This window comes from Clostridium sartagoforme (assembly GCF_004794105.1).
GTDB classification, from domain to species: domain Bacteria; phylum Bacillota; class Clostridia; order Clostridiales; family Clostridiaceae; genus Clostridium; species Clostridium sartagoforme_B.
The window spans coordinates 19,639-36,006 of the sequence record NZ_SRYR01000008.1; the positions used below are offsets into that span (position 1 = coordinate 19,639).

The 16,368-nt window shown below is 29.0% G+C and carries 16 protein-coding genes; 4 read left to right on the plus strand and 12 right to left on the minus strand.

The genetic code is table 11. From position 1 onward, the window contains the following. Positions 1 to 121: 121 nt before the first annotated feature. A complete protein-coding gene (locus E5347_RS12775) occupies positions 122 to 1,318 on the plus strand; it encodes a DUF1576 domain-containing protein (RefSeq protein WP_243109781.1) in 1,197 nt (398 codons plus the stop codon). Positions 1,319 to 1,529: 211 nt separating this feature from the next. On the opposite strand, the gene E5347_RS12780 is transcribed toward E5347_RS12775, so the two are convergent. Together E5347_RS12780 and sfsA are read right to left on the minus strand one after the other, a co-directional pair. After that, entirely contained in the window at positions 1,530 to 2,030 is a 501-nt protein-coding gene (locus tag E5347_RS12780; protein ID WP_136007617.1) for an NAD(+) diphosphatase, read from the minus strand. A gap of 33 nt (positions 2,031 to 2,063) precedes the next feature. Continuing rightward, the gene (gene sfsA / locus E5347_RS12785; protein ID WP_136007618.1) at positions 2,064 to 2,759 is read right to left on the minus strand and encodes a DNA/RNA nuclease SfsA; all 696 of its coding nucleotides are present in this window, start codon (positions 2,757 to 2,759) and stop codon (positions 2,064 to 2,066) included. A 525-nt stretch (positions 2,760 to 3,284) separates the two neighbouring features. Here sfsA and E5347_RS12790 point away from each other — a divergent pair. Next, a complete protein-coding gene (locus E5347_RS12790) occupies positions 3,285 to 3,968 on the plus strand; it encodes a DUF1700 domain-containing protein (protein ID WP_136007619.1) in 684 nt (227 codons plus the stop codon). Beyond that, the gene (locus E5347_RS12795) at positions 3,968 to 4,966 is read left to right on the plus strand and encodes a DUF4097 family beta strand repeat-containing protein (protein WP_136007620.1); all 999 of its coding nucleotides are present in this window, start codon (positions 3,968 to 3,970) and stop codon (positions 4,964 to 4,966) included. Before E5347_RS12790 ends, E5347_RS12795 begins: the two co-directional genes overlap by 1 nt. A gap of 51 nt (positions 4,967 to 5,017) precedes the next feature. On the opposite strand, the gene E5347_RS16930 is transcribed toward E5347_RS12795, so the two are convergent. The 10 genes from E5347_RS16930 to E5347_RS12840 form a co-directional block, all read right to left on the minus strand. After that, a complete protein-coding gene (locus E5347_RS16930; protein WP_168354968.1) occupies positions 5,018 to 5,185 on the minus strand; it encodes a hypothetical protein in 168 nt (55 codons plus the stop codon). Between the two features lie 205 nt (positions 5,186 to 5,390). Continuing rightward, entirely contained in the window at positions 5,391 to 5,669 is a 279-nt protein-coding gene (locus E5347_RS12800) for a DUF3892 domain-containing protein (protein ID WP_136007701.1), read from the minus strand. Positions 5,670 to 5,921: 252 nt separating this feature from the next. Further along, positions 5,922 to 6,359, minus strand: a complete 438-nt coding sequence (locus tag E5347_RS12805; protein ID WP_136007621.1) for a hypothetical protein — start codon at positions 6,357 to 6,359, stop codon at positions 5,922 to 5,924. Between the two features lie 140 nt (positions 6,360 to 6,499). Further along, on the minus strand, positions 6,500 to 7,090 hold the full coding sequence (locus tag E5347_RS12810) for a response regulator (protein ID WP_136007622.1): 591 nt from the start codon (positions 7,088 to 7,090) through the stop codon (positions 6,500 to 6,502). A gap of 12 nt (positions 7,091 to 7,102) precedes the next feature. After that, the gene (locus tag E5347_RS12815) at positions 7,103 to 8,935 is read right to left on the minus strand and encodes a sensor histidine kinase (protein WP_136007623.1); all 1,833 of its coding nucleotides are present in this window, start codon (positions 8,933 to 8,935) and stop codon (positions 7,103 to 7,105) included. 140 nt (positions 8,936 to 9,075) lie between these two features. Beyond that, on the minus strand, positions 9,076 to 9,663 hold the full coding sequence (rbr, locus tag E5347_RS12820) for a rubrerythrin (RefSeq protein ID WP_136007624.1): 588 nt from the start codon (positions 9,661 to 9,663) through the stop codon (positions 9,076 to 9,078). 160 nt (positions 9,664 to 9,823) lie between these two features. After that, entirely contained in the window at positions 9,824 to 11,695 is a 1,872-nt protein-coding gene (locus E5347_RS12825) for a PTS fructose transporter subunit IIABC (RefSeq protein WP_136007625.1), read from the minus strand. Between the two features lie 15 nt (positions 11,696 to 11,710). Next, positions 11,711 to 12,616 carry a 1-phosphofructokinase gene (gene pfkB, locus E5347_RS12830; protein ID WP_136007626.1) on the minus strand — a complete coding sequence of 302 codons (906 nt, stop codon included), beginning with the start codon at positions 12,614 to 12,616 and terminating at the stop codon, positions 11,711 to 11,713. Next, complete coding sequence (locus E5347_RS12835; protein WP_136007627.1) at positions 12,613 to 13,365, minus strand: DeoR/GlpR family DNA-binding transcription regulator; 753 nt, start codon at positions 13,363 to 13,365, stop codon at positions 12,613 to 12,615. The genes pfkB and E5347_RS12835 overlap by 4 nt, the downstream gene beginning before the upstream one ends. Before the next feature lie 189 nt (positions 13,366 to 13,554). After that, positions 13,555 to 13,875, minus strand: coding sequence for a (2Fe-2S)-binding protein (locus E5347_RS12840; RefSeq protein WP_136007628.1), 321 nt, complete (start codon positions 13,873 to 13,875; stop codon positions 13,555 to 13,557). Between the two features lie 245 nt (positions 13,876 to 14,120). Between E5347_RS12840 and pflB the strand changes: the two genes are divergently transcribed. Continuing rightward, positions 14,121 to 16,349 carry a formate C-acetyltransferase gene (gene pflB / locus E5347_RS12845; protein WP_136007629.1) on the plus strand — a complete coding sequence of 743 codons (2,229 nt, stop codon included), beginning with the start codon at positions 14,121 to 14,123 and terminating at the stop codon, positions 16,347 to 16,349. Positions 16,350 to 16,368 lie beyond the last annotated feature (19 nt).

A 16,368-nucleotide genomic window follows, 5' to 3' on the forward strand; every position in this document is an offset into this window, starting at 1 on the left:
AAGCTAATTTAATTAAAGAGAGACTGATTTTAAAAGCTTATATACTAATTTTTATTGAGAGGTGATTTTTATTAAAGAGAGGCGATTTTATCTCCCCTACGTAGTAATTTCTATAATTAATTTGTTTTTTTTATTATCTGCTTTTATCTTAGATTCTCCAAGCAAGATTTTATCTGGACTAATAACTATACTCAAAAGCCCAGATATTCTTATTACTGATTATGTTGAGCTTGGTGGTATTGGTGCTGCCCTAATTAATTCTAGTCTGACAAGCTTTATTCCTATGATTATATTAATTCTTTTAAAAGTTAAACCAAATGGCGCTATTATAATGTCAATCTGGCTAATAAAAGGATTTGCTTTCTTCGGGAAAAATATACTGAATATTTGGCCTATTATGATTGGCGTCTATTTATATTCAAAATATAAAAAAGAACCTTTTTCAAAGTATGTATTAACAGCACTTCTTTCAACCACCCTTGCACCTACAGTAAGTCAATTTAGCTATACAGGTCATTTTCCTAGTTATTCTGGAGTAATTCTTGGCTTCTCCCTTGGAATATTTACAGGTTTTATATTGCCCCCTATAGCTAATCATTGTTTTAATTCTCACAACGGGTACAACCTATATAACGTAGGATTTGCAGCTGGATTATTTGCTACTCTATTAATGGCAATCTTACGAGCTTTAGGCATAGAATTTCCATCAAGATTAATATGGAATGTAGGTTCAAATCATATATTTTCTATAATATTATTTACCACATCACTATTCTTAATTATTATTGGTTTATACAAAAATAAAAATCTAATTAAAGATATAAAGAATATTTTTAAGAAATCAGGCATTTTGCCTAGTGATTTCTACCAAGACTTTGGCCGAACTGCTTACTTCAACATGGGAATCCTAGGTTTAGTATCCACAACCTTAGTGTTAATTGTTAATGGAGACTTAAATGGACCAACTATCTCTGGGATTTTCACCATTATTGGTTTTGGAGCCTTTGGTAAACATTTACTTAACGTTATCCCAGTTATTGCAGGGGCTTTAATAGGGGCCTATATTAATACTAATCCTATAAATTCTCCATCCTTAATATTAGCAATACTATTCTCAACAGCCCTTGCTCCTATTGCAGGAAAATTCGGCTGGATAGCAGGAATATTAGCTGGTGTCCTCCACGTAAATATGGTTAGTAACATTGGATATCTTCATGGTGGATTAAATCTATACAATAATGGCTTAGGTGCAGGGTTTGTAGCAATGCTCTTGGTACCAGTTCTAAAAGCCTTCAAGAAAAATGGACAAGTAAATTAAAATGCGAATAAAACCGCAAATATAAATATAATATGCTCCATAAGACAAATGGCTGTAAAAAGAAGTTCTAAGGCTCGTAAAAGTGCTAACGCACAATGAAAAAATGAAAAATAAAGGAGGTTTTGTATTGCAAAACCTCCTCTATTTATTAATATATTTTTCATTCTTTAATTTTTTCATTTTAAAATGCTCCACATTTCAAAACTCTCTATTATTGATTTTCTAATATTTTTTTCAATGCATTTTTAACTACTTTTGTACCAATAACATCTTCTTTCATTTCTTCTAATGCATTTGATAGCTTGGTCCACCCCATACCTTCAACTTCGCAGGACTTTTGAATTTCACCACTAACGTATTCAGCCATAAAAGTAATCATTAGTATCTCCTTATCTTTTACATAATCAGATCCAAGATACTCTATGTTTTTAATATCTATTCCAGCCTCTTCTTTAACTTCTCTATATACAGCCTCTTCAGCTGTTTCATTATTACCTACATACCCCGTTAGAAGAACCTTAGAATTTTCATATATATAGCTTTGTTTTAATAATAAAATTTCATCTTCTTTAATAACTGCTACCATAATACATGGTTTAGGTATATCAAAAAACATCATATCATCATGGGAACAATAAGGTACTCCACCCTCATCCCAGCTATACTTCTCCTCTAGCCCTCTTCCGCATATAGGACAAAATTTATACTTCATACTTCACCTCTTACTTAGCAAAAACTAGGTTAATTACAATATTATATCAATTTTTTTGTTAATTTCAATCATGTTTTTATCTACCTTACAATTATAAACCATAATATCAACACCATTTTCTCTTGCTAATCTTAATGCTCTTCCGAACTCTGGGTCTCGTTCATCATTAGGAGAAAATGTCTCTACATTATCTAATTGTACTAAAAAAAGTATTCCAGCACCGTATCCTTCCTTTTTGGCTTCTATTAATTCTAATATATGCCTTGCCCCTCTTTCAGTAGGTGCATCAGGAAACATGCAGTGTCCATTGTCTTCTAATGTTACTCCCTTAACTTCTAAAAAATAATTTTCTTTTTCATCTTCTGTGGATAACTTAAAATCAAATCTACTTTTTCCATAAGTTTTCTCTCTATTAATTTTACTATATTTATGTAAAGTATCAATTTTTCTATTTAATAACGCTTCGTTAACTACTTTATTAGGTATTTGGGAATCTATATTTATTAACATATCACCTTTCATAGCTGCAATTAAATCATATTTAGTCTTTCTTGTAGGATTTAACTCTTCTCTTAAAAATATCTTAGTTCCTTCTTTTAATATTTCTCTACATCTACCTGTGTTAGGTACATGTACTGTTAACTCTTCTCCATTTAATAATACCTTTGCATTAAACCTATTTGGCCTTTCTATAAATATTCCTTCATAAATTTTCTTATCAAATTCCATAATTTCTCCTTATCTCTATAAAACAACCTAATTATTCAACAAATTTTTCAAATTTATCCACCACTTATATTAAAGTTTTCCACAGGTTAATTCTTAAAACATATGGTTTTTTCTTTATTCCTGGTATTATTGTAACATTATCCACATATTTTATCCACATTTTGTCCAAACTGTGCATAACTTTATAAACAACTTTTAAATTGTATTTTTCTTACTTTCTATATTATTACACATACTTATATTTTTCCTTATATATCATCATATTGTTACAAACATATATTCACTCCATATATATTGTGTCAATATCTTTTTTAAAGTTTTCAACAATTTTTAATAGTTGTCCACATTTTGTGGATAACTTTCCACAATTTTAACATAATTCACTTCTTAACTTTTACTTATCTACACCTTAAAATTTCCTTAAAGGATGTTTCAATCTATTGTATTGATAGCTAGTATTTTTTATACTTAAGTCAACATAATTGAATTTTAAAATAATTAATCTTAAATATAAAGGAGAATATTATGAGTAAAGAAGAATTTTTAGGAATACTCAAAAATGGTTTGAATGACTTTCCTGAGGGAGAGCTTAGCGATATATTATTTTATTATAAAGACTACTTTGATTTAGCCACAGAACAAGGAAAAAACTATGATGAAATTGTTAATGAATTAGGTGATCCTTATGATGTTGTAAGGAAGTATAGGTACAATAAAGAAAATCCTATACTTAGCCCCTCAATAGTAGTAAGTGATTCTAGTGATAATCAACAAGTTAGTAGAAACTTTAAATCAAAGAATAATTATGAAAAGAACTCTTACATTTATAAGAAAAAGAATAATCATTCTAGTAATTTAATATTTTCCTTACTTATCATTGCTCTTTCATTTATATTATTAGGACCTTCTATTTTAGGAATTGCTGGCGTTATTGGAAGTATATTTTTAGCTGTAATAGTTTCATCTTTTTCATTATCAGTAGCTGGGACTATAACTCTAATAGGAAAAGTTGTACATGGAATTGGATTAACAATCTTACCTGAATTTATTGTGGACTTCCCTAATTCAGTATTAGCATTCTCAGTTTTAGGTAGTATATTTTTATTTATCTTTTCAGTACTATTGTTATATTACTTTATAAAACTATTAATACATTGGAGTAAAAAATTCTTTAATTGGTCGTCTAGAAAAATAAAGGGGGAAAGATAATGGAAAACAAAAAAATAATTAGCAGTAAAATGAAAATATTTATGGCTTTTCTCTTACTTTCATCAATTATTTGTTTTACTACTGCTTTTATTCAGCTTTATTATAGTGATTTTAAAGTAGATAATTATTTCAATATCAGTCAGTATTACAACAATGCTTTATATTGGAGTAAAGACTTTAATGATTTAAGTGGTGATGAAGTTTATTCAAAGTCAATTGATTTAAAGGATATAGATAATACTAATATAGACTTTAATAATTATCCTACTGTTGTACAAACATATCCAGGTGATAACTTAAGTATTTCAATTTATTCAAAGCATAATCCATCTTCAGCTCAAAATAAACAGATTGAATTACTTTCAAATTCAGTAGATAATAAAACATTAGTAGTTACCCCTTCACAAAATATATCATCAATAAATGAATATAGAAATAATATTAGCTTTTTAATAAAGGTACCTTATTCATATTCAAATAATATAAATATTAATACTTCTAATGGTAATATAGAATTAAGTAATTTAATCCTGAAAAACTTAAATATTAAAACTACTAATTCAGATGTATCAATAAATAATTTAACATCAGAAGCAACTAACATTTCCACTACTAACGGAAGTATAGTAACTAATGGACTTAATGCTAAAAATTTAATACTAAATACTACTGATGGAAGTATATCCTCTACAGATAATTTTACTAATGGTACTATTTCCACTATAAATGGTTCCATTTATACATTAATATCTAGTAACCCAAGTAATTTAAATATAAACTCTACTTCAGGAAGCATTAATCTATCAATACATAAAGACTCCAACTTAACATTATCTTATTCGACTATAAATGGAAGCTTATATATTGAGTCTTATGAGGATGATTCAGATTATCTAAACACTGCTAATACCATGAAATTTGGTAATGGAAATGGTAAAGTTAATGTTAAAACTGTAAATGGGGATTTAAACTTATCTGAAGGTGCTATCTCAGGATAAAAAATTAAGAATGAATAATAGGGGCTGTTTTTGCAACAGCCCCTATTAATATTATTTTACTGCATATTTATCTTTATAGCATGATAGTAAATATTGAACTGCCAATGTAGTTGGCCCTGCAACTGCTGTTACAACTGTCCATATAATCTTATTTTGACCCTTTTCTTCTGCTAATTTAAAAGATGCAAATGCTGATAATGCTAATAATAGTAATATCATAATTTATTTTTATCTCCCTTATCTTTAAATAGTTCCTTAATCCAATTCAATTCTACATAATAAATTAATAACTTTCAATAAAACAATGATAGATAAAAAGTAAACTATTTATGAAGACTTACTAAAATTTAAAGCATTGCATCAAATAAAAAAGAGCACTAAAAATGATTTATAATCTCTTTAGTACTCATATATAATTTTATGCTTATTCCACAGTTGGCAGAGAACTTAAATTGTTGTTTTCACTTTGATCAGGAAGACTTCTTAAGTATTCTTCACCTTTTTTTGATACTCCAATAGCAACTCCAGAGATATTCCCTTCCCTAGCCATTTTCACGCCTTCTTCTTTAGATACTCTCTCACCACTATTTAGCTCATAGCCAACTACTTCACCTGATTTTTTAATTAAGGCCTTTATTGAATTTGCATTGTCTTTAGCTGTAGGTACCTCTTTATTAATATTTGCAGGTAGTCCTCCAATCATATTATCATTCTGATTATTCAAAATAACACCTCCTAAAGTTTATAGTGTTATTTTGCTCAATTAAAATTCTTTAATTCACTTTATTTATTCTTAAATAATCATATTAGTGAAAAATTCAAAAGCAAATTCCTCTACCCACAAATCATCTTTATTAAATTCCACAAAAGCTTTAATGTTCTTAAGTTTACCTATTATAACACTTGAATATATAAAAAAATAGAAATACTTAGTACTCCTATTTTATTTATAGAATTATAAAATTATTTCTGCTTGTTCCTTTAAAAGTTCAATATTATTTTCCGCATCAACTGTAGTAAAGTTATAAACATCTGTAAAGTTATAGAAATAGTTAGCTATTGCAATCCTCTTAGCTCTAGGAATACTAAACTCAGCTGCTATTTTTTCTAAGAAATCAACTTCTTCATCTTCATACTCCCCATCTACTAAAGCTAATCCTACTAATTCAAAATAAATTATTCTCTTTGCCCTATCACTTGAAGATTTTAAACTTTCAATAATATCTTCATATACCATTTCCTTAATTCCAGAATCCACCAATCCTAACTCTTCTTTATACTCATCTAAAAGAGCTTTTTCTTCTTTTGCAAATTCATTATCAATTCTTGCAAATATTGATACTAAATTTAAAAAAGCATTTGCCTCATCCTTATTTAATTCTTTTAAAAACATATTTCATAATCTCCTATTATCATAAAATTTTACTATACTATAATTATATATTAGTTATAATTAATTTAAAATATACTATATATGAATTTTTCAGACTATTTGTTCAAATTTTCTACATATCATTATGTTTTATTCGCATTTTATTTAAAAAGTTTATATATCTCTCTAAATCTAATCATTTCCTCTTCATTTCCTATTTTCTCATTTAATTTGCTTATTAGCAAATAAGTTTCCTTATAATATGGATTTATACTAAGAGCCTTTTTTAATAAATTAAATGCCTCATTAGTGTTCTCTTTCTTATCTAAGAAATCCCTTACCTCATCTAGTAACACATCTATATCTTCATCTATACTTCCTATTTTCTTCTTATTTTCAATTTCATCTAATACTAAGTTTATTCTTTCAGGTGAAAATGGTTTTTGAAGATATATTAAAGCTCCGAGCTTAGTACATTCCACTGCATTTTTAACTGTTGCAAATGCAGTCATAATCACTACTGGACAGTTATTTCTAATATATTTTATATTCTTAAGTATTTCTGTTCCACTTAATCCTGGCATTCTTATATCTAAAAATATCAAATCTATTTTTTGATTCTTATCATTAATAATTTCAAGAGCTTCTCCACCATTATCTGCAGTTATAACATCATACCCCCTAAGTTCAAGGCATGTACTTAGTAACACTCTAATATTCTTAGTATCATCAACAACTAATATTCTCTTCATCTTTTTCATCTCCTAGTTATTATCTATAGAAATAGGTATAGTAAATATAAATTTACTTCCAATCCCCACTTCACTTTCACACCATATTTCTCCACCATTAATTTCAACTATATCTTTAGCAATAGATAGCCCCAGCCCCGTACTTTCTTCAGGAATTTCAAATTCTTCAACTCTAACAAATTTTTCAAATATCTTAGTTAAATAATTTTTAGGAATTCCTCTTCCTGTATCAGTTACTTCTATATATATTTTATCTAGCTTTCTATAAGAAGTAAGTATTACTTCCCCTACTTCTGTGTACCTTATTGCATTAGATATTAAATTATTAAGAACCCATTTTATTTTTTCTCTATCTATCATTACCAATGGAAGTTCCTCTTTAATATCTAGCTTTAGTTCAATACTTTTTTCCTCTGCTTGATTAAGAAAGCTTGAAATAACTTCTCCAAGTAACTTATTAATATCATTTTCCTTAATATTAAAACTATATTTATTTGCTTGGATCTCAGATATCTTTAATAAGTTTGATACTAACTCATTTAAGTTTTGAACATCTTCTCCAATTGTTTTAACTATTTCTTTTTGCTTATTATTTAAATCGCCTATATTTTTATTATTTATTAATCCAATTCCCATCATTATTGATGTAAGAGGAGTTTTTAACTCATGAGAAACAGCTCCAATAAACTCTGTCTTTACTGCTTCAAGTTCCTTTAAATCTGTAACATCTTTAAATAAAACAGATACTTCTTGTACATCTTCTCCGCTTATTTTTATAGCATTAATAGTTAAATTAAAGAAATACTTCTTATTATTTTTAGTAACTTCAATGATTTTTCTTTTATTATCCTCACCTAAACTTTCCTTTATAAATTTAAAGGCCTCTGGGATAGGAATAACCTCTAAGAAACTTCTATCCTTATAGCTATCACTATAAATGTGAAAAAACTTTTTACCTTTATCATTAATAAACTTTATTTTAAAATTATTATCTAATAATACTATTGGATCAGATATACTTTTTATTATATTTATCGACTTGTCCTTCTCAGCTTGTAGACTTCCCTTAGATTCGATCTCAAACTGATATAATCTATTTACCATATTATTAAATTCTAATGCTAACTCACCTATTTCATCATTATATACTATAGGAGCCTTCTTATTTAAATTACCTTCTTTAGCTGACTTAATTGCATCTAACAATAAATTAATAGGATTAAAGAACCTATTAGTTAGAAACATAGCAATAGATCCTCCCAGCACTGAAACTATTAATGCCATAAAACCTATTATAAAAATAGATGTTTGAGCCATACTTCTTAAACTTTCCTTTTTACTAAATAGAATTTCTTCATTTATGTCTGATAATTTCTCCAGGGAAGTATTAATAGTATCAATTTGAGGTACTATCTTATCATAATAATACTCTACTATTTCTTCATGATTACTACCATTACTTATATCCTGAAGAGATGAAAATAATTTTCCAAATTCAATATATTGATTATTTATTTCATCTACAACATCAAGTTCTCCTTCTTCTGTAACATTTCCCTTCTCAATATAAAACCATTTATAAAATTCATCATCATTTTTATGAAATAAATTTAATGCTTCTTCCTTATTTCCTTGAAGATAAATTAAGATGGCTTTATCTTGATTATTAATAGCATTTATCATATTATTTACAGAATCAATGCTCATATAGTTATTACTTATAAATCCATTTATATAATTTCTTATTGAATTTGTACTTACAGTGGATGCTGCTCCTACTAATATAATAAGTAATACTAAAGCAAGATATATCCCTGTGAACTTTTTTTTCAAAGACTTAAACATAATAATACCCCTTTATGTGTTTCTAGCATTACATTAATTATATCTCTTAAATAACTTATTAATCTATATGTATTGTTATTATATATTAATTATAAAAATTAAAAGAACCCGAAAGTAAAACTTTCAGGTTCTTAGAACTATTAATATGCTTCAGTACATACTTCAAAGTAAGCTTTTGGATGTAAGCATGCTGGACATAATTCTGGAGCTTCTTTTCCTTCGAAAATAAATCCACAATTTCCACATTTCCAAAGAACTACTTCTTCTCTCTTAAATACTGTTCCATTTTCTACATTCTTTAATAATGCATTATATCTTCTTTCATGCATGTTTTCTACTTCACTAATCTTATCATAAGCTGCTGCTACAGCTGGGAATCCTTCTTCTCTTGCTATTCTAGCAAATTCAGGATAATCGTGAGACCATTCTTCATGTTCTCCTGCAGCTGCTGCTCTTAAATTGTCTGCAGTACTTTCATATAACCCTACTGGATATGCTGCATTGATTTCAATAGCTTCTCCTGCAAATTCATCTTTTAAGAATTTATAAAATCTTTTAGCATGTTCTTTTTCTTGTTCTGCTGTTTCCATAAATATGTTTGAAATTTGAACAAATCCTTCTTTTTTAGCTACACTTGAATAATAAGTATATCTAGTTCTAGCTTGGCATTCACCTGCGAATGATTTCATAAGATTTTCTGCTGTTTTTGTACCTTTTAGACTCTTCATTATACCACACTCCTACAAAATAAATTTAGTTTAATTTGGTTTAATTTATATTAAACTTCCTATAATTCTATTATATTACAACCTTGTCCTTTTTTCAAAGAATTAATTTACAAATAACAGTAATTATTCAAATCTTACATTAAATGATTTCATTTTACTACTAATATTTACTTTTCTTTAGAAGTGCTAAAACTATCATACCTAATAATGAACCAACAACTAATGCAACAAAGTATCCTAAAGGATTGCTTATAACTGGTAATACAAATATACCACCATGGGGAGCTCTAAGCGCACAACCAAAGAACATTGATAACGCACCTGCAGTTGCTGATCCTACCACACAAGCTGGAATAACTCTTAATGGATCTGCTGCTGCAAAAGGTATTGCTCCTTCTGTTATAAATGATAATCCCATAATATAGTTAGTTAATGCTGATTGTCTTTCTTTCTTAGTGAACTTATTTTTGAAGAAAGTTGTACATAGCGCAATTGCTAAAGGAGGAACCATTCCACCAATCATAACTGCTGCCATAAATTCGAATTGTCCATTTGCTAAAGAAGCTGTTCCAAAAACATATGCTGCCTTATTTAAAGGACCACCCATATCAAATGCCATCATTCCACCTAAAACTGCTCCAAGTAATATTCTACTACTCTCACCCATGTTATTTAAAACATTTGTAATTCCATTATTTAAGGCTGCTACTGGAGGATTTATTATAAACATAATTATTGCACCAATCATTAATATTCCAAAGAATGGATATAGTAGTACTGGCTTTAGACCTTCAAAACTATTCGGAAGTTTTTCAAATAACTTCTTTAATCCAACTATTAAATATCCCGCAATGAAACCTGCAAGTAATGCTCCTAAGAATCCTGAACCTCCCTTATTAGCAAGCATCCCACCTACAAAACCTACTGCAAGTGCTGGTCTATCACCTATACTCATTGCAATATACCCAGCTAATATAGGTAACATAAAGTCAAAGGCAGTTCCTCCAACAGTTTTCAAGAATGCTGCAAATGGTGTATTCATACCAAAGTTTGCAGGATCTATGCTATAATCATCAAATAAAAATGCTAGAGCTATTAATATACCTCCACCAATAACAAATGGTAGCATATGTGAAACTCCATTCATAAGGTGCTTATATATTTGATGTCCTATACCTTCTTTTTCTCCAGTAGATTCTTCATCTGAACTTTTTGACCCATTATGATGATAAATAGGTGCATCTCCTGATGTAGCTCTACTTATTAATTCTTCAGACTTATGAATTCCATTAGAAACCTTAGTTTGAATTACTTTCTTTCCATCAAATCTTGCCATTTCAACTTTTTTATCAGCTGCTATAATAATGCATTCAGCTTCTTCTATTTCCTTAGAAGTTAATACATTTTTAGCTCCACCTGAACCATCAGTTTCTACTTTTATTGAAACTCCCATTTCCTTCGCCTTTTCTTCTAAGCTTTCAGCTGCCATATAAGTATGGGCAATTCCGGTAGGACATGCTGTTACTGCTAATACTCTATATCCATCTTTATTTTCTTCTTTTACTTTATTAACCTTTTTGTTTTCAAATTCATCAATTAATTTTATAAATTCTTCTGGTGTTTTTGAATTTTCTAGAGCATTTCTAAACTTTTCATCCATTAACATAGTTGAAAGTCTTGCTAAAACTTCTAAATGTAAATTGTTCTCTCCATCTGGGGCAGCTATTAAAAAGAATATTTTGGCTGGATTACCATCTAAGGAATCATAATCGACTCCATCATTAACTATCATAGCTGCTAAACCTGCATCCTTAACAGCCTTCGTTTTAGCATGTGGTATCGCTACCCCATCTCCAATTCCAGTAGTACTAAGTTCTTCTCTAGCTAAAACAGCTTTTTTATACTCATTCTTATCTCTTAAATTTCCTGAGGCATCCATTAAATTGACTAACATATTTATAGCATCTTTTTTAGAATCAACCTTAGGATTTATTGCTATAGATTTTCTATTTAATAAATCTGTAATTTTCATAATTAATCCTCCATCCTATAATATTTCTTTTAACAATTCATACACCTTATCTTTAGTTGCTAATCCTTCTGAAAAAGCACTAGCACTTCCTGTTGCAACTCCCATCTTAAAAGCTTCTTCAAAATTCTTATTCTTTAAATATCCTGCTATAAAGCCACCAACCATAGAATCTCCTGCTCCTACAGAATTAACTAGCTTTCCTTTTGGAGCTGATGATTTTATAACTCTATTATCTTCTGTTATGAATATGGCCCCATCTCCAGCCATAGAAATTAGCACATTCCTAGCTCCCATTTCTTTAAGTTTTTTTGCATAAATAATAATTTCTTCTTCATTTTTAATTTCAATATTAAATAAGTCCCCTAATTCATGGTGATTTGGTTTAATTAAAAATGGTCTATATCTTAAAACATTTAATAATAAATCTCTTGTTGCATCTACTATAATCTTTACTGCTTTATCTTTTAACCTTTCCATGATTATTTCATATATATTTTCCGGAAGGGTATTTGGAATGCTTCCTGCTAAAACTAATACATCACCTTCTTTCAATAAATCTAATTTTTTATATAATTTATCTAAATCGTTATCAGTAATATCTGGCCCTTGACCATTTATCTCTGATTCTTCATTAGATTTTAACTTAACATTTATTCTAGACAAACCATTATTAAGCTTTATAAAATCTGTTTTACATCCCATACGCTTTACTTTATTTTCTATTTCTTCTCCAGTAAAACCAGCAATATATCCAAGTGCTATATTTTCTACATTTAAATTGTTTAAAACTATAGAAACATTGATTCCTTTTCCTCCTGCATATATTTCTTCATAAGATGTTCTATTAACTTGCCCTAATTTGAAATCATCAACCCTAACTATATAATCTAAAGCTGGATTAAATGTTATCGTATATATCATAATTTTAAGACCTCCACTATTTCAGTTTTATCATAATACCTAGTATCTTCTATTTCTGTAGTAATTATTATTGCTTCGTCTACTTCTGCAAATGTAATGCAACTTATTTCATTAAATTTTGTTTTATCTGCAAGTATATATGCGTTTCTTGTCCTTTTAATAGCTTCTTCTTTAACTAAAGCTTCTTTCATATCTGGAGTAGTAAAGCCTCTATTTTCAGAAATACCATTAGTTCCAAAAAAGCCTTTAGTAAAGTTATATCTCCTTAAACTATTTATAGCCTCAACACCTACTATTGCTTCAGTAGAAGTTTTTAACTCACCTGCAATAATATAAGTTGTAAATCCTTTACCTATTAATCTCTTAGCCTGATTTATACCGTTAGTTACATATACTGCACTTGTTTCTTCTAAATAATCTATTATTAAATTTGTTGTTGTTCCTGAGTCTATATATACAAAATCATCCTTAGTTACTAAACTAGCTGCATACTTTGCAATGATAGCCTTATCTTGCATATTTAAATTTTCTCTTATGGATAAGTTATCATCCTTTGTATTAAACTCATTTTCAACTAGAGTAGCACCTCCATGAACTTTCTTAAGCTTACCTTCTGCATTTAATGAATTTAAGTCTCTTCTAATTGTTGACTCTGAAGTATCTAACATTTTTACGAGTTCACTTACATATACCACCGAATTTTTATTAAGCTCCTCTAATATTAGCTTATGTCTTTCTTCTGTTAACATAAAAATCACTCCTTGATTAAATAATACTACTTTCCAAAATCGTTTTCAAGAATTTTCGTTCAAATTAATGCAAAAACATTCAAATATTTTTTGTATATAATCACAAACGTTCATCTTTTAATAAAAATGAAAAAATAGACCTATTATATATCTATTAAATCTTTTTTCTAATATAAATATATAATAAGTCTATCTTTTTACTTCAATTACATTTTGTATTAATGGTCTACATCTCCCACAAGTAGTTCCTGCCTTAGTAATTTCTCCTACTTTTTCAACAGTATCCGCACCATCATTAACTGTTTTTATAACTTCTTTCATAGAAATATTATTGCATCTACATACAGATTCTAATATTCCTATAACTTGACTTGTACATCCTCCACAGCAAGTTGCAGCGCCAGTTTCCATCATAATATCCTCTAAATTTCTAGCTCCTTCAAGCATTGCCTTTCTTATCTCTAAGTAGCTAACATCTCTACATCTACAAATTTTTATTTCCCCCGCCATAAAAAACCTCCAATTTTTTTTATAATATACCTTTATATTTTTGAAATTTTCTATATAATTATAAAGGTATGATATTATATAATCAACTTATTTTGCATTTTGAATGTATATTATATTGTTAAATTTTAAACATTTTTCTTGTATTAACTATTATTTGATGCTATAATTTAAATGATAAGCATTATTTGTTGAGAATATATTTCAAGCCTTTAGTGCTACTAATTTCTAAAAAAGGGGTGCAATGTATGAAGCAAGAATGGATTAACTTTAAAGAAGGTCAATGGACTAAATCTGTTGATGTTAGAAACTTTATCCAACTTAACTACACAGAATATAAAGGTGACGACAGCTTTTTAGCTGGAGCTACTGATGCAACTAAAAAATTATGGGATGAAGTAAGTGAATTATTCAAAAAAGAAAGAGAAAACGGTATTTTAGATTTAGATACTGAAACTGTTTCAGGAATAAATGCATATAAAGCTGGCTATATAGATCAAGCTTTTGAAAAAATCGTTGGGGTTCAAACTGATGCTCCATTAAAAAGAGCAGTTATGCCTTTTGGTGGAATAAGAATGGCTGAAAATGCTGCAAAATCATATGGCTATGAAGTAAGCCCTAAAATTTCTGAAATATTTACTAAATATAGAAAGACACATAATCAAGGTGTTTTCGATGCTTATACAGATGAAATGAGACTTGCAAGAAAATCTGGTGTTATCACTGGTCTTCCAGATGCTTATGGTAGAGGAAGAATCATAGGTGACTACAGAAGAGTTGCTCTATATGGAGTAGATAGATTAATTGAAGATAAAATGGCTCAAAAGAAGAGTTTAGAAGTTAAATGCATAGATGAAGATATTATTAGATTAAGAGAAGAAATCTCTGATCAAATCTTAGCTTTAAAAGAACTAAAAGGCCTAGCTGAAACTTACGGATTTGATATTTCTAAGCCAGCAACTAATGCTAAAGAAGCTATTCAATGGTTATACTTTGGATTCCTTGGAGCTATAAAAGACCAAAATGGTGCTGCTATGTCTCTTGGAAGAACTTCTACTTTCTTAGATATATATATAGAAAGAGATTTAAAAGCTGGATTAATCACAGAAGAAGAAGCTCAAGAATTAGTTGACCATTTTGTTATGAAATTAAGACTTGTTAAATTCTTAAGAACTCCAGAATACAACGATTTATTCTCAGGAGATCCAACTTGGGTTACTGAATCAATCGGTGGTATGGGATTAGATGGAAGAACTTTAGTTACTAAGAACTCTTTCAGAATTCTTAACACATTATATACTTTAGGACCATCACCAGAACCAAACCTAACTGTACTTTGGTCAACTAGATTACCTCAAGGATTTAAAGATTTCTGTTCTAAGGTTTCTATTGATACAAGCTCAGTTCAATATGAAAATGATGATTTAATGGCTCCATACTGGGGAGATGATTATGCAATTGCTTGTTGTGTATCTGCAATGAGAGTTGGTAAGCAAATGCAATTCTTCGGTGCTAGAGTTAACTTAGCTAAAACTTTACTTTACGCTATAAACGGTGGTAAAGATGAAAAGTACGGAATGCAAGTAGGACCAAAACTTGCTCCTATCACTAGCGAATACTTAAATTATGATGAAGTAATGGAAAAATTCGAAATAATGACAGATTGGTTAGCTAACCTTTATGTTAATACTTTAAATGTTATCCACTACATGCATGATAAGTATTCATATGAAAAATTACAAATGGCTTTACATGACAGAGACGTATTTAGAACAATGGCTTGTGGTATAGCAGGACTTTCAGTTTGTGCTGACTCACTTTCAGCTATTAAATATGCTAAAGTTAAGCCAATAAGAAATGAAGAAGGAGTTGCTATTGATTTCGAAATCGAAGGCGATTTCCCTAAATACGGAAATGATGATGATAGAGTTGATGAAATAGCTGTATATCTAGTTGAAAATATGATGAATAAGATCAGACAAAACAAGACTTACAGAAATGCATACCACACTCAATCAGTATTAACTATAACTTCAAACGTTGTTTATGGTAAGAAGACTGGAACTACTCCTGATGGAAGAAAAGCAGGAGAACCATTTGCTCCAGGTGCTAACCCAATGCACGGAAGAGATAACAGTGGTTCATTAGCATCATTAAACTCTGTTGCTAAATTACCATATGAGCATTCACAAGATGGTATTTCAAATACTTTCTCAATAATCCCTGATGCTTTAGGAAAAACTCCTGAAGACAGAATTAAGAACTTAAGTTCATTAATGGATGGATATTTTGGCCAAGATGCTCATCACTTAAATGTTAATGTATTTGATAGAGAAACTCTATTAGATGCTATGGATCATCCTGAATTATATCCTCAATTAACTATAAGAGTTTCAGGTTATGCTGTAAACTTCATTAAGTTAACTAGAGAACAACAATTAGATGTTATAAACAGAACATTCCATAAATCAATGTAATATAAAAGGCTGCTGAAAA